Source organism: Bacillus sp. FSL R5-0820 (genome assembly GCF_038593385.1).
Classification (GTDB): domain Bacteria; phylum Bacillota; class Bacilli; order Bacillales; family Bacillaceae; genus Bacillus; species Bacillus altitudinis.
Genome location: NZ_CP151991.1, coordinates 444,335 through 467,917 on the forward strand (window position 1 = coordinate 444,335; position 23,583 = coordinate 467,917).

The window sequence follows — 23,583 nt, forward strand, 5'->3', positions numbered from 1 at the left end:
ACAAATTGAATAGTTTCTATTATCAACTCTTTTCTTCAAATTATCAAGGTTTTTCTTCTCTGAATGAACAAATGTATTTTTGGGGAGGACGTTATGTGTGAATATATGAAAAAAGAGCCGGCGATATGCCGAGCTCTTTGTCTTTATGAAGAAGAGGACGAAGAAGATAGCTCCTGCTTCATCACTTTGTTTTTACGTTTTTCTTTTAAGAAGAACGAGAGAACGAGTCCAATCACCGCAATAGCACCAGACACGATAAATGACGTATTCATGCCATGAACGGCTGACTTCATTGGATCGGATAATGCTGCATTGGCAGCAGAGCTGCTCATAATGGAGACAAGCACAGCCGTCCCGATAGAGCCGCCCATTTGTCTCATCGTATTATTCATTGCTGTCCCGTGCGGAATCAAATGCGGTGGTAACGAGTTAATACCGGCTGTTGTCAGCGGCATCATGATCATCCCAACCCCGATTAAGCGAAGCGTGTAGGCCACTGTAATGAGGGTAATCGATGAATCAAGACTGAGCATCATAAATGGCAGGGAAGTGACAGCTAATATCGTAAACCCGCCTAGAGCCAGCCCTTTACCGCCGACTTTGTCAAAAATTCGTCCGATAATCGGTGATAGGAATCCCATAAAGAGAGCCCCTGGCAATAAGATCAGCCCTGTATCAAGGGCAGATAACCCTCTGACATTCTGCGTATAGAGCGGCAGAATCGTCTCTGTTCCAATGAGTAAAGCAAAGACGAGCATACCGAGGAAGGTCGTTAAGCTAAAGATCGCAAACTTAAAGACGCCAAACTCAAGCATCGGTCTTTTCAAATTCGACTGACGCAGGATAAAGAAGAACAAGCTCACAGCGCCGACAATGAGTGAAATAAGAACGGTGGCACTCGTCCAGCCATACGTTCCAACACTTGAAAATCCGTACAGCAGTCCGCCAAATCCGAAGGAAGACAGGATCACCGATAAGACATCGATACGAGTGTCTCTTTGCTGTGTGACATTTTTCATTAAGAAGAAAGCAAGAATGAGATCAATGATACCGATTGGTAGAACAATATAGAATAAGAACTTCCAGCTAAAGGAATCGACAATCCAGCCGCCAAGTGTTGGTCCAAGCGCCGGTGCGAATGAAATCACTAGTCCGACCATACCCATGGCTTGCCCGCGTTTTTCTTTTGGGAAAATGGTTAAAAAGATCGTTTGCATGAGCGGCATCAAAATCCCTGCGCCAGCTGCCTGCACGATACGTGCTGCAAGTAGCACCGGGAAATTCGTGGCGAACGAAGCAAGAATGGTACCTGCTGTAAAAATGCTGAGAGCCGTTAAGACTAAGGAACGGCTTGAAAATTTCTCAATTAAAAAGGCCGTAATTGGGATGAGAATCCCGTTTGTCAGCATAAAGGCTGTGGTCAGCCATTGACCTTTACTGACATCAATATTGAACTCTTCCATGATATGTGGGATCGCTGGAATGAGAAGCGTTTGGTTTAAGATCGCAACGAACGCCCCAACGAGGAAAATCCCAACAATCACAGACCGGTTATACGATGTTGTTGATTGGTTCATATTATCCCTTCTTTATCTATAAAATAATGCTTTTCAGCTGTGACACGTTTTGTGATAAAACGCTGTGTTTGCCTAAATAATCAAGCAATGAGCTAATTAAAAAGGTTCTCGGTTGGTCCTTTGACAGTTCTTGACTCAGCAGTTCAAACGCAGAGAGGAGATCGTCCTTTTCTTCTCCGTTTGATAGTGTGTGAAGCTCTTGTTTCATCTTTGTTAAGTACGAGATGACAAGCTTTTCTTCATCATATTCTTCCTGTGTGGAAAGCAAATAAGAGTCCATCAGCTGATCTGTTAGCACAGGCTCAATGGAGCAAGGCTTTATTGATACACGGTCCATCACACCGATGATCATTTCGGCGGCATTTTCTAATTGGATGTTCTTGTGCTCAATCGCCAACATCAAGATGAATTCTCTCATTAATCCGTTGAGGACAATCACAAGATCCCACACATAAGGCGCAACAGATTCACCATATGTGCTTAAAATGATGTCTCTGTGCCGCTGCATGATAATGGAGCGTGTCTCACGTAAATGCTTAATGACGATGGGCGAATGCTGTGAAAAAGCTTCAAAGGACAGCATATTCAAAAATTTATGATTCTCTTTAAACTCTTCAAGCTCAAGCTTAATCTTTTTTGTGAATTTTTCCTTTTTGGACAGCGTCGTTTCGGAATGAATGATCTGAGAAATCTCTCTCATTTTGCGCTGATTGTATTTAATCAGTTCCAATAGAAGAGCTTCCTTTGAATCAAACAGTTTATAAATAGACGCTTTTGATATTTTACAGGCATCAGCAATTGACTGCATGGAGACACTCATATAGCCTTTTTGAGAAAATAATTTCTTCGATACCCGCAAAATCTCTTCTTGCTTTTCGTTCATCTTCATAAGTCCTTTCCGAATCGGCAAAACCATATGGTCACAATGGAAACCGAGTGGTCACTTTTGCTATGATAACAAAACCAATGGCACATGACAAGAAAATGAACTTAAAAAAATACCTGCCCCAATGACAGGTATTTATCCTTCCGCATGTGCGGCATATATGTGGATTTGTCCGTTACGTTCGATGATCAAAAGGTCTTTCCGCTCCTTGACAGAGTAAATAGGTGTTCCTTTTTTCAACCGAGAAGCTGTTCCATGTTCAAAATGTTTGGCAGCTGTTTTCTGAATGACACCTACTTGCAGGTGTTTTGTTACATTTAATGATTTTGTCCAATCTATGTTTGTTTCATAGATCGTTTCTTCCCATTGAAATAAATCTGCCTTTGGATCGAGAGTTAATAACTCTTCTGCACTAGGTGGTTTTGACTCAAATTGCTGAACAGATTGGCAGGCGCATAAGCTCGTTGCCAATAAGAGCATGAATAAGCAAGTCCATATTGTCCGTGTCAAATAAGGTTCTTCCCTTCAAAATAGTGTCTATGAGTCATAGTCGTTTCCATAGGTTGTCGCGTTACAATGTCATAGGCGAGTAACGAGATTGTATGTTAGAACAAAATACGATACATTTATCGTATGAATAATCCAAATCATCCAACCCAAGAAAACATGAGACTCATTTCTGTGCTGCAAGCATTGGCTGACCCTGTTCGGCTGGAGATTGTCCGCTGCTTAGCAGAAGCGGGTGAGAGAACATGCGGTACGTATCATATGAACATTGCCAAGTCCACGCTGTCGCATCACTTTAAAGTACTAAGAGAAGCAGGCATCGTGAAAGTGAGAATTGACGGGAAGCACCGTTACTACTCTCTCAGAAAGGATGACATTGATACCGCTTTTCCAGGCCTCTTGTCATCCGTTTTAGCTGTAGACAAGGAGCGGTGGTAAGAGAATCTTGCATCAACAAATGACAAATCCCCAAGGCATTGTAACCTTGGGGATTTGTGATGCGTCTCGTGTAAAATGAATTAGGCCATTGAATGATCCATAGACAGATGGACAATGTCATAAATGTGAATCTGCTGCTCTATATTCTCTGGTAATGAGTCCAGAAAAGAATATTTGACGCATTTCCATTTATCGGGGTTATATACGATGACTTCACCCTTATTGTTGTTAAAATGAGAAAAGAGATGGGCGATATCTAGGTTTTCCAGGCAATCAGTAGGATGAATCGTCACATACTCTTCAAGAACGAATTTGCTACGATGAAAGTCATTTGTTAAATGAACGGAATACGTGATGCCAATATTGATTTGTTTCCAGCCAAAAGAACGTAAAATATGATCAAATGACCCCTTAAACACAAAATCCGTCATGCCCTCCGATTGTTTCCAAATATACAATGGGCAATAGCCATTGTGTAAACTTCTATGTTTGTCTTTTTCAGTGATCAAATAAGCTTTAAATAATAAATCCTGATATCCATCTGTTTTCCATCCATTGTTCAGTACTCTTTTTCTAATGATATTCATATCATAATCCGCAGGCAGATCCACATGATATTGCATGGCATGCATAGAAACACTCCCTTTCAATAGCCATCATAATCGACTTCAAACCAGTTGAATAATACATATTTGTGTTATTGTTATCACAAAAAGTGATAGGTGATCATGATGAATATAAATGATTTGATTATTTTTATAGAGGTGTATCAAAAAGAATCGATTAATCAAGCGGCTAAAGCTTTAGGGTATGCGCAATCCAATATTTCTCAAAGAATCAAAGCGCTTGAAACTTTATATGATGCAACATTTTTTATCCGGCATCATCATGGAATCAGTTCAACAGGACAGGGGGATTTATTTTATCAATACGCTCAAAAAATCTTAAAAGAAACGAAGGCCATTCAACAAAAATTGACTTCAAAGAAAAAGACCGTTTTATGCTCTGAGCTTCTATTTACCGTTTTATACGAGCAGCATGTTTTAGAGGATATTCAAGCCACTGATTTTATCATTGCTTCATCAAGTACGATCAACAAAAAATTAACAGAGGATGTGTATGATCAAATTATTTCTTTTAATCAAATGGAAAAAGCGGAATATCAATTAAAAGAGGTAAAGAGCTTGGCATTGAACGTGTATGGAAAATCTAAAGAAATATACGATGATGATATTTCATTGGTCGTGAATCGTGATCAGCTTTGCCCATTAAGACATGAGGCCACGCGTATGCTGGGTGATCGAACCCTATTTGAGTTAGATTCGTTTGAAGGAATGATCAAAATCGTTGAACAGGGAGATGGTATTGCGTTACTGCCAACAAACTTAAAAAGCCTTCAAACACTCGTGAAATTGCTAGAAAAAAATATTCACATCAACTATTACGTTTATGAAAGAATGTGATCGTAACACTCCTCTATGGGGATAGTCCCGTCAAAGGAGTGCCACGATTCATCTACATGAGCTGTTTTATTTCCCATAAATCGAGTCATACAGGCGTTTCACCGCTGGCTTAATATCCTCTGGCCGCATATGAGAGAAACCGAGGACAAGCGGGACAAAGCCTTCTTTGTGACCAGGCACATGCTCATCAAGGGTAAAACGGTCCATCCCGTACATTTTCAGCTTTCGGTCTTTGGCACGCTGTAAAATCTCATGCTGCGTCCGATCTGAGCGGAATTCTGCGATAAAATGCAGCCCTGCATTTTCCCCGATAATCCGTACGTTGTCACAAAAGACAGTGTCGAGCTCTCCAATGAGCTGTTTTCGTTTTTCCTCGTATAGCCCATTCATTCTTTTAATATGCCGCTGATAGGCGCCATCTTTTATAAAATAAAGAAGGGTGTATTGTGTAAAAAGGTTGGCCGTTTGGATGAAAAAGTGCTGTTCTTCCTTATAGCGTCTTAATAAATGCTGCGGTAGCACCATGTAACTGATCCTTAAGCCGGGCAGCAATGATTTCGAAAAGGTCCCCATATAAATGACTTTGTCATAGCGGTCAAGGCTTTGCAGCGCCGGTATGCTGTCTGTGCCGTACTTAAATTCACTGTCATAATCGTCCTCAATGATATAGCGGTCTGGCTGATCAGCTGCCCAGTTTAACAGTTGTATCCTCCGGGAAATTGGCATGATCACACCTGTTGGGAACTGATGAGAAGGCGTAATGATCAAGACATTCGGCTTTTTTTTGTGAATGTCGCTCATCCGCACCCCTTTTTGATCAATGCCAATCGTTTCAATGCGGTGATGATTGTTTTTCAGCATTTGATACAGTCTGCGGTAGCCGGGGTTTTCTAATCCGTATATTTGATCAGCTGGAAGAATGCTTGATAGCGAATGAATGAGCGACTGTGTACCCGCACTTAAAATAAGCTGCTCAGGGTAGCATTTGACCCCTCGTGCAAGTCCAATCAGCCGGGCAATCGTTTCCCGCAGCTCATAGACGCCTTGTGGGTGCGGCAGCTCACCAAAGGCTTCTTGGTGGAGGTGAATCGCTTTTTGCTCACTTTTCAGCCAGCTTTTAAAAGGAAAATTGGCTGTATCAACAGAAATATGTGAAAAGGAATACCAGTCATTTCGCTCAATCGAATTCTCTTTTAAATCCGCTGGAAGGGAAGAGGGTTTCAGTTGACCTGATTCATGAAATGTTTCCAGTGATTCCACGAAAAAACCTTTCCGTTCAACTGAATATAAATATCCCTCGGCAAGCAGCTGTTGATAGGCGCCATTCACTGAATTGACGCTGACGTTTAAAGTATCTGCTAACTCTCGTTTAGATGGTAATTGATCGTGTGGTTGCAGGTTACGGTTTAAAATTTCCTCTTTAATTTTTGTATAAATTTGATGATAAATAAATCCGTTTTCCCCTGTTTGATCTAGTTGAATTGTCAGCATCTCGCCATGTCATCCTCTCTGGTACCATGAAAAAAATGATATTGGTACTTTCTATCATACCAAAAAATATTCAGAATAATAAAAAAGACATAAAGGGGATGGATGACAATGAGTCAAACGACAACAAACCGTTTTTCAACAGAGGAATGGCAGGGGAAAAGAGATCAATACGTCGCAAGAGGCGTAAGTAATGGCAACCGTCATCTTGCAGCGAAAGGGAAGGGAGCCGAGCTTTTCGATATTGATGGCAATCGTTTTATCGATTTTGCAGGCGCCATCGGTACATTAAATGTAGGACACTCCCATCCAAAGGTTGTGGAAGCAGTCAAAGCGCAGGCAGACAGCCTGATTCACCCAGGATTTAATGTCATGATGTACGAATCCTATATCGAATTGGCAGAAAAGCTATGCCACCTCACACCAGGCGACCACGACAAAAAAGCCATTTTCTTAAATTCAGGTGCCGAAGCGGTTGAAAACGCAGTGAAAATTGCCCGTAAATATACGAAAAGACAAGCGGTTGTCTCATTTACAAGAGGCTTCCACGGAAGAACGAATATGACGATGAGCATGACAAGCAAGGTCAAGCCTTATAAATTTGGATTCGGACCATTTGCGTCAGAAGTGTATCAAGCGCCGTATCCTTATTACTATCAAAAACCTGAAGGATTAAGCGATGCAGCTTACGACGAATACATCATCGATCAGTTCAATCAATTCTTTGTCGCAACCGTTGCACCAGAAACAGTCGCTTGTGTAGTGATGGAGCCAGTTCAAGGGGAGGGCGGATTCATTGTACCATCGAAGCGTTTTGTCCAGCATGTCGCTTCATTCTGTCAGCAGCATGGAATCGTATTCGTGGCAGATGAGATCCAAACAGGATTCGCAAGAACAGGGAAATACTTTGCGATTGAACACTACGATGTGGTACCAGACTTAATCACTGTGTCAAAATCACTTGCAGCTGGCCTGCCGCTGAGCGGTGTTGTTGGCAGAAAAGAATTACTTGATGCAGCGGACCCAGGGGAGCTAGGAGGAACGTATGCTGGCAGTCCATTAGGCTGTGTGGCAGCTTTGGCTGTACTTGATATTATTGAAACAGAACAACTGAATGAACGATCTGAATACATTGGACAAGTCATTGAGGACAAAGCGAATGAGTGGAGAAGTAAGTACTCATTCATCGGGGAAGTCCGGCGATTAGGGGCAATGGCGGCCATTGAAATTGTGGAAGATCAAACAACGCGTACACCAGATAAGAAGACAGCCGCAGCGATTGCAGCCTATGCAAACAAGCACGGACTACTCTTATTAACGGCAGGGATCAATGGGAATATTATTCGCTTTTTAACACCACTTGTCATCACAGATGAGCTGCTGCAAGAAGGACTAGGGATTATCGAAGACGCCTTCACAGCACGCTAAACAACAAAGGGGGATGGTTGTATGCAAAAACAACAAATGGCTAAAACCATGTCGCAGTCAGACGTACTGTTTTTATCCATTGGTGCAATGCTTGGCTGGGGCTGGGTTGTACTTTCGGGAGATTGGATTTTAACAGCTGGATTTTTAGGAAGTGTGATTGCCTTTGTCATAGGGGGCATTCTCGTCATCTTTATTGGACTAACGTATGCAGAGCTTTCCTCTGCGATTCCAGAAACAGGCGGAGGACTCGTCTTTGTCCAGCGGGCATTTGGGATCAAATCAGCGTTTGTCTCCGCATGGGGCGTATTGTTCGGTTATGTGTCCGTAATTACGTTTGAAGCTGTCGCACTTCCGACAGTCATTGACTATGTCATTCCAACACAGCATGTTGGTTTCCTATGGAATATAGGAGGATGGGATGTTTACTTTACATGGGTGTTGATTGGATCTGGCGGTGCGCTGTTTTTAACAGCTCTGAACTACATTGGCGCAAAGCCTGCTGCCATTTTTCAATCGGTGTTCACAGTGGCCATTATCCTGACAGGTTTTCTTCTATTAGGCGGAGCTACATTTAATGGAGATTTTGCAAACCTTGAGCCGATGTTTCAGGGCGGGGTTGGCGGTCTGATGGCTGTGTTAGTGATGATTCCCTTTTTATTCGTTGGGTTTGATGTCATCCCGCAGGTAGCGGCGGAGATTAATGCACCTAAGAAGATCATCGGGAGAATTTTGATTATCTCCATTGTGAGTGCGGTTGTATTTTATCTGCTCATTGTCTTTGGAGTAGCGGCAGGGTTGTCAAAAGGTCAGCTTGAGGCTTCATCACTGGCAACAGCAGATGCCATGGTACAGCTTCTTGGTCATCAGGCGTTTGGGACTGTGCTTGTCATTGGTGGTGTAGCAGGCATTGTGACGAGCTGGAATGCATTTATCATTGGTGCAAGCCGTATCCTCTATGCAATGGCGGAAAGAGGCATGATTTCCAAATGGTTTGCGTATATTCATCCGAAGTATAAAACTCCGACAAATGCCATTTTGTTCTTAGGTGCACTTGCATTTTTTGCACCATTACTTGGGCGTCCTGCCCTCGTGTGGATTGTTAATGCAGGCGGTGTGGGCATCATCGTTGGGTATTTGATTGTGTCCATTGCCTTTATGAGACTTCGCAAGACAGAACCTGAGCTTGAGCGTCCATACCGCATTAAATATTGGCGGACGACCGGCGTTTTTGCCATTGGACTCAGTCTCCTTTTTCTATCATTTTATTTTCCAGGGATGCCGGCTTCCTTATCATGGCCAGCTGAATGGATTTTGCTTTTAGGTTGGGCACTCATTGGGTATATACTATATGTAATGAATCCAAGAACGAAGGAGAAGGTAGAGCATGACAAACGAACTCAAAGTGTATAATCCTGCAACCGGAGAAGAAATTGCCTCAGTTGCTCAGCATACAAAAGAACAGATTGAAGCTGCGATCACTCGCTCACACAAAGCATTCAAAACATGGGCAAAAACGTCAGCCCATGAACGTGCAAATATCATTCGCAAATGGTTTGATCTCATGATCGAGCATAAAGAAAGACTTGCAAAAATCATCACAGAAGAAAACGGGAAGCCGTATCAAGAAGCATTAGGGGAAATCGTCTATGCCGCTGGATATATTGAATGGTACGCAGAGGAAGCAAAGCGGATTTACGGCAGAACGATCCCGTCTCATACGACAAACAAACGCCTATTTGTCACAAAACAGCCAGTCGGTCCTGTTGCCGCCATTACACCGTGGAATTTCCCTGCGGCGATGATTACAAGGAAGGCTGCACCAGCGCTTGCAGCGGGCTGTACGTTTATCGTGAAACCCGCTGAAGACACGCCGCTTACGGCCATTGAGCTTGTCAAATTAGGCCATGAAGCCGGAATTCCAGAGGATGCCTTGCAATGGGTGATTGGAGATGGAAAAGAAGTGGGGGAAATCTTCACAGATAGTCCATTGATCCGCAAGATCACATTTACTGGCTCTACACCAGTTGGAAAACATCTCATCAAAAACAGTGCGAGCACAGTGAAACACGTTTCTATGGAACTTGGCGGTCATGCCCCGCTGATCGTAGATAAGGACGCCAACCTTGAATTGGCTGTGAAACAAGCAGTGGCATCTAAATTCCGTAATGCAGGTCAGACGTGTGTTTGTGCCAATCGATTAATTGTCCATGAAGAAATTCATGAAGCATTTGCGCAAAGTTTCAGCAAAGAAGTGGAAAAGCTGAAAGTAGGAAATGGGTTTGAGGAAGGCACGTCCATCGGACCGATTATCAATAAGCGAGGCTTCGATAAAATTGTCGAACAAATTCAAGATGCCGTGGATAAAGGGGCGAAAGTTCTTGTCGGCGGCGATACACATTTTGACGATGAGAAGTCGTATTATTTTGTTCAGCCGACGGTGCTAACTCATGTCGACCCTTCAATGAACATTATGCATGAAGAGACGTTTGGTCCAGTGGCACCCATTACGACATTTAGCACATTAGATGAAGCCATTGAATTAGCAAATGATACACCTTTTGGACTTGCGGCTTATTTCTTTACAGAGAATTACCGCAATGGTCTCTATATATCTGAGAATCTAGATTACGGGATTATTGGCTGGAATGACGGCGGACCATCCGCTGTGCAGGCACCTTTCGGCGGTATGAAAGAGAGCGGTATTGGCCGTGAAGGTGGCATCGAAGGCATCGAGCCTTATTTAGAAACGAAGTATGTGTCAATTGGTTTAGACGAATAACATGTGAAAAAGACTGTCCGAGAAGCCTCGGTAGTCTCAGCGTGTAGACAAACCCTCGCATTCTTTGTCAGTCCTGCGTGCTGGTGCTCACGAATGTCAAATTCGCTCCGCGCCAGTACTCGTCCTTCCTAGACTGCAAAGGTTTTCTATCACGCTGAAAAGGAAGACAAAGGGCTAAAATCAAGTTCATTTTAGCCCTTTATCAACAATCTGTGACTGTCCGAGAAGCTTCGGCAGTCTTTTTTATGTTAAACAGCCGGTGGGAAAAGTTGATCCACCGTTTCTTTTGTTTCTCTGAGAATCTCGTGGATGTCGTCTGCAGATGCTTGTTCCATGCTGCTGAACAAGAGCCGTTCGACTGGCTCAACGCCGATCAGATCGAAGGCGGCTGTATCTGTCGTCATGTGATGGCTGGGGGTGATGATCATATTTGAATTAAGAAAGGTCCTCGGTGCATCATGCGTATTAATAATGACCCCTTTTTTGTCTCGAAGCAGATTTTTCACCACTCCGTTTTCATTGATCTCATACGCAAACCCCTCTGAAAAAACGCGCTCTACATAACCCTTTAGCATCGCCGGCAAGCCTGTCCACCATATTGGAAAGATAAACGTGAGGACATCAGCTTGTTGAATCAGCTTCTGCTCTCTTTGAACCGGTGCCGGCACATGTCCGTTTCTCATGGCAACCTTTTCTGCTGTTGTCAGCTCTGGCGGAAAGCCAATGCTATACACATCACGAACCGTCACATCATGACCATTGTTCAAAAGAGTGCTTACAACAAGATCTAATAGGGTTTGATTTAAGCTTTGCTGGGGATGAGCAAATATGATTAGATGGTTCATCTCATAGCCTCCTAGGTGGTCATGTGTCTCATTATGGCATGCACGAGTATCCTATTCAATCCTATATTGGAAATGATAGGTTGGGAAAATAAAAAGCGACCGCTTGAAAAAACGATCGCTCATGTAAGGCTTATTTCTTTCTAAAAGCAAGTCCAAGTGCAATTAATGCCACAACTAAGGCTGCAATGGACAGACCAAGAACAAGTGGTGAAGAAGAAGAAGAGGCTGTTTCAGATGCCTTTTCTTCTTTTGGTTTTTCTTGACCATGTGAATCCGTTACGGTATTAGACGCAACAATATTTGTGATCGAATGAGGCTTATCAGCGTCCTTGTCGCCAGTCCATTCAACTACTGTTCCATCCTTGTAATATTGATACGCATCCCATGCCGCTTCGCCGGCTTTTTCAGGGTTTTTTGCGACAAACACGAATTGCTGGAACTGGCCAGCAAGGACACCATCGCCAGTTGCTTCCCAAGTGACTCTTGTGACTTTTCCGTTTTTCTCTTCAGTTGTTGTTTTCCAGCCAGGCACTGGCTCGTATTGCTGGAATTCTACGCCTTTAGGCATCGTGATGACAACCTTTGTTGTCGGACTGTCGCTTTCAGAAGGTACTTTTAACGTATAGGTTTCCCAAGCATTCGTTGCAGATGTATCAGGTTTGACTGTCACGTGTGCACTCACAGGAATCGCCAGTAAAAATGAAGCGAGAAGCATTGGTAATAAAGCTTTAACGTATTTTTTCATATGATATGAACTCCTTTTAGTTTCTTCTAATGAATGTCGTATCGATGTTGTCAAAAGAACCAGTTAATGCATGAATCTCAATTTTCCAAGTGCCTTTTTCATTTAGTAAGAGGTTTTCAGCCGAGAAGTGTCCATTCTTTAATCGTTTCAGCTGAAATTCGTTTGGCGTTTCATCACCGAACAAGGAGACTTTGTGGATCTTAGCTGTCACTGATTGAATGTCTGTGATCGTTTGTCCATCCTTCTTCGTAAATGCCACCTCGAACGTGTTTTTACCTGGAGCATTCGGGGTAATGCTCAAAGACACAAGGTCACGATGCTCCACCTGATTGGCTCCAAAGAATGGCTCTGGTGCAGGCGGCGGAGGACTTGGGATATTGGTGAATACGGCTGTTAATAGTAAAATAGCGATCCCAATGATCCACTCTGCTCGTAAAGATACGTTTCGTTTCTGCTTCTTTTCCCATCTCAGCATCAAATAATGGACGAGCCCAAGAAGACCCATGATGATAAATAAACCAAGTTTGATTAAGAAGGTGCGTCCATAAGCTGATTGGAAAAGGGCATCAAATGATTGCAGAATAAAAATCGCATTCACAAACCCAGAAAACACAATCAGTCCAACTGAGAGCAGTGCCCACGGATGAAAAGCTGTCAGGGTGCTGCGTATGAGCGGCTGATCTTCATTCGGCAGTTTCTTCATCAAAAGAAGGACAATGGCTGTTAAGCCGCCGACCCAAATAGATGCAGAAATGAGATGAATGAAGTCAAGTGACGTTGTCAGTATTTTATTATCTGTTGCGGCTGGATGACCGATTTGTGCTTTTAGCCATAGGAGCACAGTGAAAATGAGCAGCGGGAACAGCCATACCCGGAAGGAAGTGAAGTTTCCTTTTTTCATCGCCACAATCGTCCAGATCGACAGTAGAACAAATGACGCCATTAGCATCATCCACAGACTCCCGCCCGAAGTCGACGCAATGGTTTCTTGTAAAAGTGATGGTTGAAATGCCCCTAAAAAGGACACGTCTGCCGCTGACTTAGTTTGAATCGGCAGCTGGAACAAGAGTGCTCCGCCCATCATGATCAATGAAACAGTTAAGAGTCGCTTCATTCGCCGAGCTAAAACGTCGGTTATGGCCGCTTTAAACCATAGAAGCCCAAATAAAATGGTTCCAAGAAATAAGCTAAATGACGTATACAGAAAGGCTTTGTCAATGGTTGAAGCCATATCGATGGATTCACTTGATTGTCCTTGATCTAATTGATCAAATCCTCCATCCGCTTTTCCGATACTAAACGGAATCATGCCAGACACAGAGTGCCCATCGGCTGATACCGCATTCCACTGAATGGTGTAAATGCCTTTTGGTAAATTCTTTTTTAAAGCTGCTTCCATGATCTTTTGCTCTTTGATGACCGTATCTCCTTGATCCACACGATCCCCTTTTGCATTGAACACCTTAATGGCATGAAATCCACTTTCGATCCCTTCACTAAAGGTGATCGAGACTGCAGGAGGCTGCTGATCCAGCTCTTCATTTGCTACTGGATTTGAGCTCACCACATATGCATGAGCAAATGCTTCTTTTGGAATGAAAAATGAGAACATGAAGAGAAGCAGCAGAAGCCACTTACGATATTTCAACAATGTGAATAACCGCCTTTCTACCTATGAAAATGTCTCATGTATCAGAAAGAAAGCGGCAGTAAACTGTGAGTCACAGAAAAAACCGCTCTTTCTATTGTACCGCCCACTCTAAAAGGTAAACGAAACAAATAGCAAGATGGTTCACTTTTTCTGTGTCATGTCTTGTCTGCGCAGACGTTTCTTGAATGTTTGATCAATATAAGCCTATTCGATTTAAGTAGAGGAAACAAGAAGTGACCATTTGAAAGTTGTGAAATTCCAATGAATTTTGCGCCAAAACAACAGTAGATTCAACTTTTACCCCGCTATCATCTATGGTATGCCGAGAAGTGTCACATCATTTTTCAATTTTGTCACACACTAAGTGACAAAGTGACATTTAGTTTCAATTGAAGGGAAAGTGAAAGCGTTTTACGATAGGTATAAGGGCTTCACTGACTCTTGTTCTTATATCTTTTGACCTATAAAGCCCGAAATAAAGGGAGAGAAGAAAGGGGTTTTCACAGATGCAGGAAAAAAGCGGATTCCGCGTGAAAGTACAGCGCTTTGGAAGCTATTTAAGCGGTATGATTATGCCGAATATTGGTGCATTTATTGCATGGGGACTCATTACAGCTTTGTTCATTCCAAGTGGTTATCTTCCGAATGAGCAATTAGCTACACTCGTTGGACCGATGATTAACTACTTACTGCCGCTCTTAATTGGTTACACAGGCGGTAAACTCGTCTATGACCATCGAGGCGGAGTGCTCGGTGCTACGGCTACGATTGGGGTCATTGTTGGCTCAGACATTCCAATGTTTTTAGGTGCCATGATCATGGGGCCGCTGGGCGGTTATCTTATTAAGAAAATCGACCAGCTGTTCAAAGACCGAATCAAATCTGGCTTTGAAATGCTTGTGAATAACTTTACGGCAGGTATCCTCGGTGCCATTCTTGTTGCCATTGCATTCTATGCTATCGGCCCAGTGGTACTAGGTCTGAATAAAGCCCTTGCGGCAGGTGTAGATATCATTGTCAATGCTCATTTACTACCGCTGGCAAGTATCTTCATTGAACCTGCAAAAGTATTATTCTTAAACAACGCGATTAACCAAGGTATTTTAGGGCCGTTAGGGGTCGAGCAAGCAGCGAAGACAGGGCAGTCTGTTCTGTTCTTGCTTGAAACAAACCCAGGGCCAGGCTTAGGTGTTCTTCTTGCGTATATGTTCTTTGGAAGAGGAAATGCGAAACAGTCTGCACCAGGTGCCATTGTCATTCAGTTCTTAGGAGGAATCCATGAAATTTACTTCCCGTACATCTTAATGAAACCAAAACTTATTTTGGCTGTCATTGCAGGGGGAGCAAGTGGTGTCCTGACGTTCACATTATTAAATGCAGGATTAAAAGCTGTGCCGTCACCAGGAAGTATTATTGCGCTTATGCTGATGTCTCCAAAAGGCGGTCACCTTGCCGTTTTAGCAGGTGTTGTCGTAGCAGCTATCGTATCGTTCCTTGTCGCATCGGTCATTTTGAAAGCATCTAAAGAAGTTGACGAAGATTTAACAGCAGCAACAGAAAAGATGCAGGACATGAAAGGCAAGAAAAGTGCAGCAGCCGCTGCTCTTACAGCACAAAATGAAAATGCTGAAGCTAATGAGCAAGCAGCATCTCCAAGTGACGTCAATCCAGATGACGTGAACAAAATCATCTTTGCCTGCGATGCAGGGATGGGTTCAAGTGCAATGGGTGCGTCCATTCTGAAAAACAAAGTGAAAAAGGCAGAGCTTGATATCGATGTGACAAACACATCGATCAGCAACATCCCAGACGATGCGGATGTGGTCTTTACTCATAAAGATTTAACAGACAGAGCAAAGGCAAAGCTGCCAGGCGCTGTGCATATCTCAGTGGATAATTTCTTAAACAGCCCGAAATATGATGAGCTGATTGAGAAATTGAAAAAATAACATGACGAAACGGGTTGAGTCCAATTTTTCCTAATTGAACTCCCCGTTTTGGTTGTTTTCCTGATTTTTATTCTAAAAAAGGTGTGTGATCATGTATGAAACAAGTACTTTCTAAAGACAATATTTTTCTAAACGAACAGGCAGGTTCTAAAGAAGAAGCCATCAAAAAAGCAGGCGAAGTCCTCGTAGCAAACGGCTACGTCACAAGTGATTATGTCGACAAAATGTTTGAAAGAGAAGAGATTTCTTCTACATTTATGGGGAACGGCATTGCAATCCCTCATGGAACAGAGGATGCGAAAGCGGCAGTCCTTCATTCAGGGATTTCGATTATCCAAATTCCAGATGGTGTTGAATATGGTGAAGGAAATGTGGCGAAAGTCGTCTTTGGGATCGCTGGGAAAAACAACGAGCATCTTGACATTCTGTCTCAAATTGCGATTGTCTGTTCAGAAGAAGAAAATGTAGAACGGATCATTCATGCAAAGGATCAGGATGAACTGATCGCCATCTTTAACGAGGTGAACTAACATGAAGGCACTTCATTTTGGAGCAGGGAATATTGGCAGAGGGTTTATCGGATCTTTGTTAAAGACATCGGGCTTTGAGCTTGTCTTTACCGATGTGAATGAAGCGGTCATCAATGAGCTGAATGAAAGAGGAGAATACACGGTTGAACTCGCAGCACCAGGGCAGAAGCAAGAAATCGTCGGGCCCGTATCAGCGATCAATTCTTCGCAAAATCCAGCAGCATTAACAGAGGCGGTTGCCACAGCCAATTTGATTACAACAGCTGTTGGACCAGCCGTATTGAAGATCATTGCCTCATCGATTGCTGAAGGATTAAAACAAAAAAAGCCAGACCATATCATCAACATCGTGGCATGTGAAAATATGATTGGGGGAAGTGCTCATTTAAAAGAAGCGGTGTTCTCTCATTTAACAGCAGATGAGCAAGCAGTGATATCACAAACCGTTGGCTTTCCAAACGCTGCGGTTGACCGCATTGTTCCGATTCAGCACCATGAGGACATTCTCAAAGTGTCGGTTGAACCATTTTTCGAGTGGGTCATTGATGAGACGGGCTTTATTGGAGATGTTCCGCAAATTGACGGAGCGACCTTTGTCCGAGATTTGACGCCGTATATTGAGCGGAAGCTTTTCACCGTCAATACAGGACATGCACTAGCGGCTTATGTCGGGTATCAGCAAGGCGTAAAAACCATTAAAGAAGCTGTTGATACACCAGACATTCGTCAAGTTGTCGAAGGTGCCCTTCATGAAACGGGCAGTTATTTAATTGACGCGTATGGCTTCCGAAAAGAAGAACATGATGCGTACATTCAAAAAATCATCAAACGATTTGAAAATGCTTTTATTTCCGATGAAGTGACTCGTGTCGCACGCTCTCCTCTTAGAAAGCTGGGAGCAGATGACCGTTTAATCGGTCCAGCGAAAAAGATCAAGCAGCCAGTGTACTTAATCAAAGGGATCGCTGCTGCTTTGGCTTACGACTTTGCAGAAGACGAAGAAGCGGTTCGCTTGCAGGCATTAAGGAAAGAAAAAGGCATTGAAGGTGTGCTTCAAGAGGTATGTGGACTCAAACCTGAAGACGATCTCTATCAAGCCATCCTCAAAGAAACCGAGCGATAATCAAAAAATCCCTTTCTAACGTGAAAGGGATTTTTCTATGACTTTTTTAATACTTTCCCCAGCATGACGATATATGTAGTAAGGGGGAATTAGAACATGAAAAAGAAAGCGTTTGCTTCAAGAAGTGTCTTTTTTCAATTGATGTCAGCCATTATCGTTATTACAATTTTAACAGGCGGACTTGTAGGAACAACGGGGTATTTTTTAGCGAAAAATGTCTTAATTGATGCAGGGAAAGCAGATTTAAAACACATCGTAAATGGAGCGATGGCCACTCTTGAACAATTGAACGACCGTGTGGAGAACAAAGAACTGACGCTTGAACAGGCGCAGGAACAAGCCCGTATTTACTTGAGCGGGCCTAAAAATGACAACGGCAAAGGGTACCAATTTCAAAAATCAGATTTTATCTATAAAAATAAAGGCTACCTTGTCGCATATGGAGCCGATTATTCATCACAGGTTCATCCGGTTAACGACATCGGCGTCATCCCAGATAACACGACAAACCGTCAAAAAATGGTCGCTGGCGCCACAGCAAAAGGCGAAGATGCACACTATATCACCTATATGGATAAAGACGATGCCACGGGGGAAGAAAAGCAAAAACTCGCTTATATGAATCAGTTTACACCGTGGAATTGGAGTATAGGAATCGCCGTATTTCAGGATGAATTTTATAAAGAACTAGAGCAGATGAAGCTCTATATTATTCTCATTACAGCAGGTGTCGCTCTTTTAAGTATGGGCGTCTTTTATTTGGCAGCCCGAGGAAAAGTGAGACTGCTCAAGCAAGTCACGGCTGCTTCAAAAGAAATTGCGGCGGGCAATCTTGAACGCACCAGCTTAAAAGAAACCTCGGATGAAATTGGGCAGTTGGCAAAAGGCTTTAATCATATGTCAGGAGAGCTCAGAACACTTGTGAGCGGTTTGCAGGAAACGAGCAGCCAGCTCGTCGAATCTGCGACAGATCTATCCGCCATCTCTGAAGAAACATCCGCTAGCAGTGAAGAAATTGGCAGAGCGATTGGAGACATCTCAACAGGGACCCTTCATCAGGCATCAGACCTTGAGGTAGCCAATCAACAAATGACTCAGTTCAATCAATCCATTGAAAATGTCAAAGAACAAAGCGACCAGATCAAACGAATTTCAGACCAGTCGAACCAATCTTCCGAGCAGGGTCAGCAAATTGTCCAGCAATTAAAACAATCAAATGAGCAATCCATTCAGGCATCTCAAGGCATTCGATCAGGGATTGAGCAGTTAAGTACAAAAGTACAAGATATTTCTCAAATCACAGATACCATTGAAAGCATTTCAAACGAAACGAACTTACTGGCCCTGAATGCGAGCATTGAAGCAGCTCGTGCAGGAGAGCATGGCAAAGGATTCTCGGTTGTGGCGAGTGAAGTGCGGAATTTAGCTGAACAGACAAAGCAATCAGCTGTTCAAATACAGCAGATGATTCAAGGCATTAAAGAAGAAACGACGGCTACAGCTGGCATGATGTCCAAAACAATGGATCGTTTTGCCGAGCTTGATGAAGCGGTTCATGCAACAGAACAAGAATTCAATTCCATCTCTACATCGATTTCACAAACCATCGTTGAAACGAATGCGATGGCAAAAGAGCTGAATACATTACTGGAACAAAACGACCTCATCACAAAAGCGATGCATGGTGCAGCGCATATTTCTCAAGAAAATGCCGCAGCGATTGAAGAAATCACTGCATCTACTGACGAACAAGTCACCGCCATCTCCAATGTGGCGAAGGCAGCAGAAAGGCTCAATGAGCTAAGCATGCGATTGAATCAAGATATTGCACGTTATCGTTTATAAGGTATGGTCAAACGGACGTCGAAAAGTCGATGTCCGTTTTTTTTATTTAGACTTTCGTCCTTATTGCCCGTCGCTTTTGATTTGTTTGGTACGTTCGATAGGATTTCCAAGCATTGGCACATAAAAGCCCTGTGAGTAAGTAAGATAAGCTATTAAATAAATAGAAGTCCACACATGAAACGACAGCACAGAGGATACCAAAGATGATTTGATCACGATTCTTTGCTGGTGAAGTAGGTGGATCAGTCAACATAAAGAATGCAAGGAACAAGACGGCATTTAAGTAGGGCGTCATAAAAGCAGATGAAGCATCCGTTAGGCCGATGAATCCCAATATGAGGTGGATCAGGCCGTATGCGGCTAGAAAGGCGAAAACTTGCGGGAACTTTTGTACGCGGCTTGTCACCAAATAACCACAGGCCACCACAAGGATTATGGTCCACCAAGGTAAAAGAGACATACCGCCCCACCAGCTTTGATTGGAAGAAAATAAAATGACTGAGAGCCATAAACCAAACGCAGCTGGATTCAAAATCGGCTTCTTTTGATAAGTGATGACATGCTTAGATAAAATGGCCGCTGCAGCTGTGAAAGCAGATACAGCAAAAGAAGTGGCTGGACTGAGAACAATGCCAATAATCAGCCCTGTGAGCAGAGCTCCATCAGGGAATGTGTGTTTATGACGTTTCCGAATCACTCTTGTAATAAAAGTGTCAAGAATCAGTGCTGTCCCGATGCTGGTGGCAACTGTAGTGAGACCACTAAGAAATCCAGTGTGCAGACTGCCGGCGGCTAGAAGAACCAATAGAATGGCAATGACATACCGTTTCGGCGTCCGAATGTAGGTTTTTAGTGAAGGCGATGATTTCAAAAATGTTTGGTCTGTGGTTGGTGCTGGCTGTAATTCCATGATGGAACCTCCTTCATCTCCGGTGTTAGGGTCATATCAGCATCTTGATCCACCATCACGGCAGGTATTTCATGTTCGGCTAAAAAAGAATAACCTCCTTCTCTACCTAATAAAAAAGCAGCTGTAGAGAGACTATCTGCGAGCATACCGAGTGGTGCAATGACGGTACAACTTAACAAACTTTGTTCAGACTGTTTCGTTTGAGGGAGAATCAAATGGTGCGTATGAGGATCATTACGGCTGATCCGTTCATAGCTTCCAGATGTACAAATCGCACAATTAGTCGTTTGAATGACCGAGATGTTGGTCTGTTTGTGAATGGGATGCCGAATCCCAATTGTCCACTCTTCTTGTTGTTCGTTAAATCCAGATACCAACACATCCCCACCAGCATTCATCATAAAGCCTTCCCATGCTTCAAGCTCTTTTGCGGCAAGATCGCACGCGAATCCCTTTGCAATAGAACCAAAATCCAAAATCAGCGGTTTGTTCAAATAAATAGTCCGATTCTTCTCGTTTAACTGGACGTCACGGTAATGAACGGCTGTATGTGGTACGTCATCTGATGAAAAAGTTTGTCCTGTCGTGTACAACCGATTGAATCCTTTTTGTTCCATGACTTTCCCGATGGTTGGATCATACTTGCCATTTGTTAACTCGGCTAACTCTAGCGCATAGGCTGTTAAATCGAAAAGCATTTCACTGACTAATACCTCTTGCTTTGAACGATTGGCTAACTTCATGACTTCAGAATCAGAGCGGAAACGGCTAAAACGATGCTCGATATCGTAAAAAATGGAAAAGGCACGGTTGATGTCTTCTAAAACAGCCCGTCGATCTTCTTCATAGGCAACCACTTGAATATTGATAACAGTTCCCATAGCCAGCATGGATTTTTGAAAAGTAATGAGTTTTTGTTGTCCTAACCATTTCATCATAGTGTCTCCTCTCTATGCCTTTGCCTGCTCTAAAGCCTGAGCAACGGCTGTTTCAAAATCCTGAGTACTTAATGTTGCGCCGCTCACCGTATCTACATCAGCACTTTGTCTGATAACCACTTCATTAGGTAATGATGAAATGGAGCTTTGCCCGTATCTTGTGTTATCACTCGTAATCTCGACAGAAGTGATATTTCCTTGTTTGATGGTAACAGATACACTGATAGAGCCAATTTCATTTGATCCAGTACCAGAGAAAGTGCCATCCTTGAGTTCAGTTTCTGAAGTGGTATCTTCTGTTTGAGTGGCGGTAGTATCTGATGTGAGAGATGTATCGTTTGAAGAAGCGTCTGCTTGTGTATTTGATTGTGCTGTTTGAACGGCTTGAGCGTGATGGGTAGTTGCATAACCAGTGATGTATAAGCTGCTGATGGCTGCGGTGCAAAGACTAATCATTTTCTTATTTATTTTTGCCATGATGTATCCTACCTCCTATTACGATCTACTATATAGAAGAAATTTGAACAAACCATGAACAAGAAAAGAACGATTTTAGATAATAGGCAATAAGAATCAAGATATTACACGTTATCATTTATTTTTGACTGTGGTTCATTTATCAGGTAGGATGAAATAAATCTAAACCTTGCTCACGCAATCAAAAAGGAGTGTTTCGGCCATGAAAAAGAAAATATTGATGTTCTTACCTTGTGGCTACGGATACTCCACTGCTGTTTTCTTTTAGGTAGACAAAAATTGGTGAAGTCTGTCTACAGGAAGAAAAACACGCAGAAAAATCATAGTGAGTGAGGGATTTACATGGAGAAAATCACGAGAAAAAATCCAGAAAGTATGCCGAAACCCGTTGGCAACTACAGTCATATCACAAGGGTGCCAAAGGGTGCGGGGTTATTTGTGACATCAGGTCAAGTAGGGACAGGAGCGGATGGACAGATCCCATCAAGCTTGAACGACCAAGTAACCAATACGTTTGAAAATATAAAAAAAATCCTTGCATCAGAAGGATTGAATGAAGAACATGTCATCAAAGTCAATATTTGGGCAACAGAAGAAATTGATTGGGATCATCTATATCCACAGTGGGATGCAATCTTCAAAACGGCATATCCATCAATGACCGTTGCCTATGTGACTGCATTAGGGTGGCCAGAGCTGAAAATCGAAATAGAGCTATGGTGTGCCGATATTTAATCAAAAAAAGAACAGTGCAAACTGTTCTTTCAGCGTGTAGCCAAACCCTCGCATTCTTTGTCAGTCCTGCGTGCTGGTGCTCACGAATGTCAAATTCGCTCCGCTCCAGTACTCGTCCTTCCTAGACTGCAAAGGTTTTCTATCACGCTGAAAAGAAGACAAAGGGCTAAAATAAAGAATCATTTTAGCCCTTTGTCAACAATCTGAAAGAACAGTGCAAACTGTTCTTTTTTTGATGAGTATTTATGAAACAACTTGGAATCGCTTTGTAATGAATGCACCGAGAAATGCACAGGCTGTGTAGATGATGATCCAAATGAGAAAAGATTCATTTCCACCAATAGAGGTGAACATCAGAATCACACTCGCTACCAGCACAATCAAGGTGGGAAACCAAATGTTCTTTAAAAACAATGTACCGAAAATACCAATCAGCACAGAGATCATAGGTAAACCAAATACAACGAATAAGACAAAAACAGCCATGTTAATTACTCCTTTGAACCAAATCAACTATTTACATAAAAACATATAACAGTGCTGCCCCCATATGCGGAAGAGCAAAGATGATGAAAAGAAAAGCCGTATCAAGACGAAACATCCGGTGTTCTTTTGTTTCAGAGTGATAGGCCGCTCGTGCCTCGTCCCCGTTGGTCCATGCACCCATAAGAAATCCAGACACGACGAATGCAATAATAGAGATTCCACCACTGACAAACCCAATCCATTCATGGTGCTGTAATATGAGCGCCGCACTGCAAATCACCAGCATGGAGCAAACACCAACAAAAAAAGCATGTTTCTTTCTCATTACGCTTCACTCCTTCGGACAGCTATTAGGAGACCGCATCACATATTTCAATGAAATGTCCATCAGGATCAGACACATAACTGACCGTTTGTCCCCACGGCTTCTTAGCAGGTTCCTTGATGACAGGTACCCCTTTTTCCTTCAAAGACGCAATGGTTTCATTCACATCATCCACAACAAAGCCAATCTCAAACGTTTGTGATGAGCTGACTGCCTCTGGAACAGGCAGCTCAAGTGCCTCTTTCACATCTTGGCGTGAATTAATCGATAGGGTGACTTCTCCTGTATCAAACTCAACATAGGATTCAACCCTCAATTTAATCGGGAAACCGAGGATATGATGGTAGAACTGAATACTTGCTTCAACATCGTTTACATATAGAATGGTATATTTCATTTTCATATGGAAAGCTCCTTTCTTCATATACGTGTCAAAACCGGAAAGGTTTCCCACTCAT

General features: G+C 42.8%; 24 protein-coding genes. 10 read left to right on the forward strand and 14 right to left on the reverse strand.

All coding sequences use genetic code 11. The annotated features are described in order from the left end of the window. Positions 1 to 143: 143 nt before the first annotated feature. From NST15_RS02150 to NST15_RS02160, 3 genes are all read right to left on the reverse strand, one after another. Positions 144 to 1,577 carry an MDR family MFS transporter gene (locus NST15_RS02150; RefSeq protein WP_007498149.1) on the reverse strand — a complete coding sequence of 478 codons (1,434 nt, stop codon included), beginning with the start codon at positions 1,575 to 1,577 and terminating at the stop codon, positions 144 to 146. Positions 1,578 to 1,593: 16 nt separating this feature from the next. Then, entirely contained in the window at positions 1,594 to 2,460 is an 867-nt protein-coding gene (locus NST15_RS02155) for a TetR/AcrR family transcriptional regulator (RefSeq protein WP_224559208.1), read from the reverse strand. A gap of 138 nt (positions 2,461 to 2,598) precedes the next feature. Further along, on the reverse strand, positions 2,599 to 2,973 hold the full coding sequence (locus NST15_RS02160) for a hypothetical protein (protein WP_282900396.1): 375 nt from the start codon (positions 2,971 to 2,973) through the stop codon (positions 2,599 to 2,601). Positions 2,974 to 3,096: 123 nt separating this feature from the next. Between NST15_RS02160 and NST15_RS02165 the strand changes: the two genes are divergently transcribed. Further along, positions 3,097 to 3,408 (forward strand): metalloregulator ArsR/SmtB family transcription factor, encoded by a 312-nt coding sequence (locus NST15_RS02165; RefSeq protein WP_007498144.1) that lies wholly within the window; start codon positions 3,097 to 3,099, stop codon positions 3,406 to 3,408. Positions 3,409 to 3,488: 80 nt separating this feature from the next. Here NST15_RS02165 and NST15_RS02170 read toward each other — a convergent pair whose 3' ends face one another. Further along, positions 3,489 to 4,040: a DUF4865 family protein gene (locus tag NST15_RS02170; RefSeq protein ID WP_342498802.1), complete on the reverse strand. Its 552-nt coding sequence runs from the start codon at positions 4,038 to 4,040 to the stop codon at positions 3,489 to 3,491. A 99-nt stretch (positions 4,041 to 4,139) separates the two neighbouring features. On the opposite strand from NST15_RS02170, the gene NST15_RS02175 reads away from it, so the two are divergent. Then, positions 4,140 to 4,871 carry a LysR family transcriptional regulator gene (locus NST15_RS02175; RefSeq protein ID WP_342498803.1) on the forward strand — a complete coding sequence of 244 codons (732 nt, stop codon included), beginning with the start codon at positions 4,140 to 4,142 and terminating at the stop codon, positions 4,869 to 4,871. A 66-nt stretch (positions 4,872 to 4,937) separates the two neighbouring features. Here NST15_RS02175 and NST15_RS02180 read toward each other — a convergent pair whose 3' ends face one another. Then, the gene (locus NST15_RS02180; protein WP_025206750.1) at positions 4,938 to 6,362 is read right to left on the reverse strand and encodes a PLP-dependent aminotransferase family protein; all 1,425 of its coding nucleotides are present in this window, start codon (positions 6,360 to 6,362) and stop codon (positions 4,938 to 4,940) included. A 108-nt stretch (positions 6,363 to 6,470) separates the two neighbouring features. Here NST15_RS02180 and gabT point away from each other — a divergent pair, with 108 nt between their 5' ends. From gabT to NST15_RS02195, 3 genes are read left to right on the forward strand one after another with little or no spacing between them, the layout of a single operon-like run. Beyond that, entirely contained in the window at positions 6,471 to 7,787 is a 1,317-nt protein-coding gene (gene gabT, locus NST15_RS02185; protein WP_035390451.1) for a 4-aminobutyrate--2-oxoglutarate transaminase, read from the forward strand. A 21-nt stretch (positions 7,788 to 7,808) separates the two neighbouring features. Then, entirely contained in the window at positions 7,809 to 9,197 is a 1,389-nt protein-coding gene (locus NST15_RS02190) for an APC family permease (RefSeq protein ID WP_058214291.1), read from the forward strand. After that, positions 9,172 to 10,566, forward strand: a complete 1,395-nt coding sequence (locus NST15_RS02195) for an NAD-dependent succinate-semialdehyde dehydrogenase (protein ID WP_342498804.1) — start codon at positions 9,172 to 9,174, stop codon at positions 10,564 to 10,566. The genes NST15_RS02190 and NST15_RS02195 overlap by 26 nt, the downstream gene beginning before the upstream one ends. Before the next feature lie 248 nt (positions 10,567 to 10,814). On the opposite strand, the gene NST15_RS02200 is transcribed toward NST15_RS02195, so the two are convergent. From NST15_RS02200 to NST15_RS02210, 3 genes are all read right to left on the reverse strand, one after another. After that, the gene (locus tag NST15_RS02200) at positions 10,815 to 11,411 is read right to left on the reverse strand and encodes an NAD(P)H-dependent oxidoreductase (RefSeq protein ID WP_025206752.1); all 597 of its coding nucleotides are present in this window, start codon (positions 11,409 to 11,411) and stop codon (positions 10,815 to 10,817) included. 130 nt (positions 11,412 to 11,541) lie between these two features. After that, positions 11,542 to 12,156, reverse strand: a complete 615-nt coding sequence (locus tag NST15_RS02205) for a DUF1775 domain-containing protein (RefSeq protein WP_017358509.1) — start codon at positions 12,154 to 12,156, stop codon at positions 11,542 to 11,544. A gap of 16 nt (positions 12,157 to 12,172) precedes the next feature. After that, complete coding sequence (locus NST15_RS02210; RefSeq protein WP_046527415.1) at positions 12,173 to 13,807, reverse strand: copper resistance protein CopC; 1,635 nt, start codon at positions 13,805 to 13,807, stop codon at positions 12,173 to 12,175. A gap of 506 nt (positions 13,808 to 14,313) precedes the next feature. Between NST15_RS02210 and NST15_RS02215 the strand changes: the two genes are divergently transcribed. From NST15_RS02215 to NST15_RS02230, 4 genes are all read left to right on the forward strand, one after another. Next, positions 14,314 to 15,756 (forward strand): PTS mannitol transporter subunit IICB, encoded by a 1,443-nt coding sequence (locus NST15_RS02215; RefSeq protein WP_025206755.1) that lies wholly within the window; start codon positions 14,314 to 14,316, stop codon positions 15,754 to 15,756. 95 nt (positions 15,757 to 15,851) lie between these two features. Continuing rightward, a complete protein-coding gene (locus NST15_RS02220; RefSeq protein WP_019743148.1) occupies positions 15,852 to 16,286 on the forward strand; it encodes a PTS sugar transporter subunit IIA in 435 nt (144 codons plus the stop codon). 1 nt (position 16,287) lies between these two features. Then, positions 16,288 to 17,409: a mannitol-1-phosphate 5-dehydrogenase gene (locus tag NST15_RS02225; RefSeq protein ID WP_342498805.1), complete on the forward strand. Its 1,122-nt coding sequence runs from the start codon at positions 16,288 to 16,290 to the stop codon at positions 17,407 to 17,409. Between the two features lie 96 nt (positions 17,410 to 17,505). Continuing rightward, complete coding sequence (locus NST15_RS02230) at positions 17,506 to 19,254, forward strand: methyl-accepting chemotaxis protein (protein ID WP_108611485.1); 1,749 nt, start codon at positions 17,506 to 17,508, stop codon at positions 19,252 to 19,254. 46 nt (positions 19,255 to 19,300) lie between these two features. On the opposite strand, the gene NST15_RS02235 is transcribed toward NST15_RS02230, so the two are convergent. From NST15_RS02235 to NST15_RS02245, 3 genes are read right to left on the reverse strand one after another with little or no spacing between them, the layout of a single operon-like run. Next, positions 19,301 to 20,164 (reverse strand): RnfABCDGE type electron transport complex subunit D, encoded by an 864-nt coding sequence (locus tag NST15_RS02235; RefSeq protein WP_342498806.1) that lies wholly within the window; start codon positions 20,162 to 20,164, stop codon positions 19,301 to 19,303. Beyond that, positions 20,122 to 21,099 carry an FAD:protein FMN transferase gene (locus NST15_RS02240; RefSeq protein WP_342498807.1) on the reverse strand — a complete coding sequence of 326 codons (978 nt, stop codon included), beginning with the start codon at positions 21,097 to 21,099 and terminating at the stop codon, positions 20,122 to 20,124. Before NST15_RS02240 ends, NST15_RS02235 begins: the two co-directional genes overlap by 43 nt. A 15-nt stretch (positions 21,100 to 21,114) precedes the next feature. Further along, on the reverse strand, positions 21,115 to 21,579 hold the full coding sequence (locus NST15_RS02245; protein WP_007498114.1) for an FMN-binding protein: 465 nt from the start codon (positions 21,577 to 21,579) through the stop codon (positions 21,115 to 21,117). Between the two features lie 342 nt (positions 21,580 to 21,921). Here NST15_RS02245 and NST15_RS02250 point away from each other — a divergent pair, with 342 nt between their 5' ends. After that, positions 21,922 to 22,314: a RidA family protein gene (locus NST15_RS02250; protein ID WP_025206761.1), complete on the forward strand. Its 393-nt coding sequence runs from the start codon at positions 21,922 to 21,924 to the stop codon at positions 22,312 to 22,314. Positions 22,315 to 22,557: 243 nt separating this feature from the next. Here the strand turns inward: NST15_RS02250 and NST15_RS02255 are convergent, their stop codons facing one another. The 3 genes from NST15_RS02255 to NST15_RS02265 are packed head-to-tail and all read right to left on the reverse strand — an operon-like array spanning position 22,558 to position 23,528. Continuing rightward, positions 22,558 to 22,800 carry a DUF2651 family protein gene (locus tag NST15_RS02255; RefSeq protein ID WP_065459858.1) on the reverse strand — a complete coding sequence of 81 codons (243 nt, stop codon included), beginning with the start codon at positions 22,798 to 22,800 and terminating at the stop codon, positions 22,558 to 22,560. A gap of 31 nt (positions 22,801 to 22,831) precedes the next feature. Next, positions 22,832 to 23,125: a DUF5316 family protein gene (locus NST15_RS02260; protein ID WP_019743141.1), complete on the reverse strand. Its 294-nt coding sequence runs from the start codon at positions 23,123 to 23,125 to the stop codon at positions 22,832 to 22,834. 25 nt (positions 23,126 to 23,150) lie between these two features. After that, entirely contained in the window at positions 23,151 to 23,528 is a 378-nt protein-coding gene (locus NST15_RS02265) for a VOC family protein (protein ID WP_342498808.1), read from the reverse strand. Positions 23,529 to 23,583 lie beyond the last annotated feature (55 nt).

Excerpts from the sequence above, each read along its gene's own strand:
- NST15_RS02150 (WP_007498149.1), bottom strand. The coding sequence starts at position 1,577 with ATGAACCAATCAACAACATCGTATAACCGGTCTGTGATTGTTGGGATT.
- NST15_RS02155 (WP_224559208.1), bottom strand. The coding sequence starts at position 2,460 with ATGAACGAAAAGCAAGAAGAGATTTTGCGGGTATCGAAGAAATTATTT.
- NST15_RS02165 (WP_007498144.1), top strand. The coding sequence starts at position 3,097 with ATGAATAATCCAAATCATCCAACCCAAGAAAACATGAGACTCATTTCT.
- NST15_RS02170 (WP_342498802.1), bottom strand. The coding sequence starts at position 4,040 with ATGCATGCCATGCAATATCATGTGGATCTGCCTGCGGATTATGATATG.
- NST15_RS02175 (WP_342498803.1), top strand. The coding sequence starts at position 4,140 with ATGAATATAAATGATTTGATTATTTTTATAGAGGTGTATCAAAAAGAA.
- NST15_RS02180 (WP_025206750.1), bottom strand. The coding sequence starts at position 6,362 with ATGCTGACAATTCAACTAGATCAAACAGGGGAAAACGGATTTATTTAT.
- gabT (WP_035390451.1), top strand. The coding sequence starts at position 6,471 with ATGAGTCAAACGACAACAAACCGTTTTTCAACAGAGGAATGGCAGGGG.
- NST15_RS02190 (WP_058214291.1), top strand. The coding sequence starts at position 7,809 with ATGCAAAAACAACAAATGGCTAAAACCATGTCGCAGTCAGACGTACTG.
- NST15_RS02195 (WP_342498804.1), top strand. The coding sequence starts at position 9,172 with ATGACAAACGAACTCAAAGTGTATAATCCTGCAACCGGAGAAGAAATT.
- NST15_RS02200 (WP_025206752.1), bottom strand. The coding sequence starts at position 11,411 with ATGAACCATCTAATCATATTTGCTCATCCCCAGCAAAGCTTAAATCAA.
- NST15_RS02205 (WP_017358509.1), bottom strand. The coding sequence starts at position 12,156 with ATGAAAAAATACGTTAAAGCTTTATTACCAATGCTTCTCGCTTCATTT.
- NST15_RS02215 (WP_025206755.1), top strand. The coding sequence starts at position 14,314 with ATGCAGGAAAAAAGCGGATTCCGCGTGAAAGTACAGCGCTTTGGAAGC.
- NST15_RS02220 (WP_019743148.1), top strand. The coding sequence starts at position 15,852 with ATGAAACAAGTACTTTCTAAAGACAATATTTTTCTAAACGAACAGGCA.
- NST15_RS02225 (WP_342498805.1), top strand. The coding sequence starts at position 16,288 with ATGAAGGCACTTCATTTTGGAGCAGGGAATATTGGCAGAGGGTTTATC.
- NST15_RS02230 (WP_108611485.1), top strand. The coding sequence starts at position 17,506 with ATGAAAAAGAAAGCGTTTGCTTCAAGAAGTGTCTTTTTTCAATTGATG.
- NST15_RS02235 (WP_342498806.1), bottom strand. The coding sequence starts at position 20,164 with ATGGAATTACAGCCAGCACCAACCACAGACCAAACATTTTTGAAATCA.
- NST15_RS02240 (WP_342498807.1), bottom strand. The coding sequence starts at position 21,099 with ATGAAATGGTTAGGACAACAAAAACTCATTACTTTTCAAAAATCCATG.
- NST15_RS02245 (WP_007498114.1), bottom strand. The coding sequence starts at position 21,579 with ATGGCAAAAATAAATAAGAAAATGATTAGTCTTTGCACCGCAGCCATC.
- NST15_RS02250 (WP_025206761.1), top strand. The coding sequence starts at position 21,922 with ATGGAGAAAATCACGAGAAAAAATCCAGAAAGTATGCCGAAACCCGTT.
- NST15_RS02255 (WP_065459858.1), bottom strand. The coding sequence starts at position 22,800 with ATGGCTGTTTTTGTCTTATTCGTTGTATTTGGTTTACCTATGATCTCT.
- NST15_RS02260 (WP_019743141.1), bottom strand. The coding sequence starts at position 23,125 with ATGAGAAAGAAACATGCTTTTTTTGTTGGTGTTTGCTCCATGCTGGTG.
- NST15_RS02265 (WP_342498808.1), bottom strand. The coding sequence starts at position 23,528 with ATGAAAATGAAATATACCATTCTATATGTAAACGATGTTGAAGCAAGT.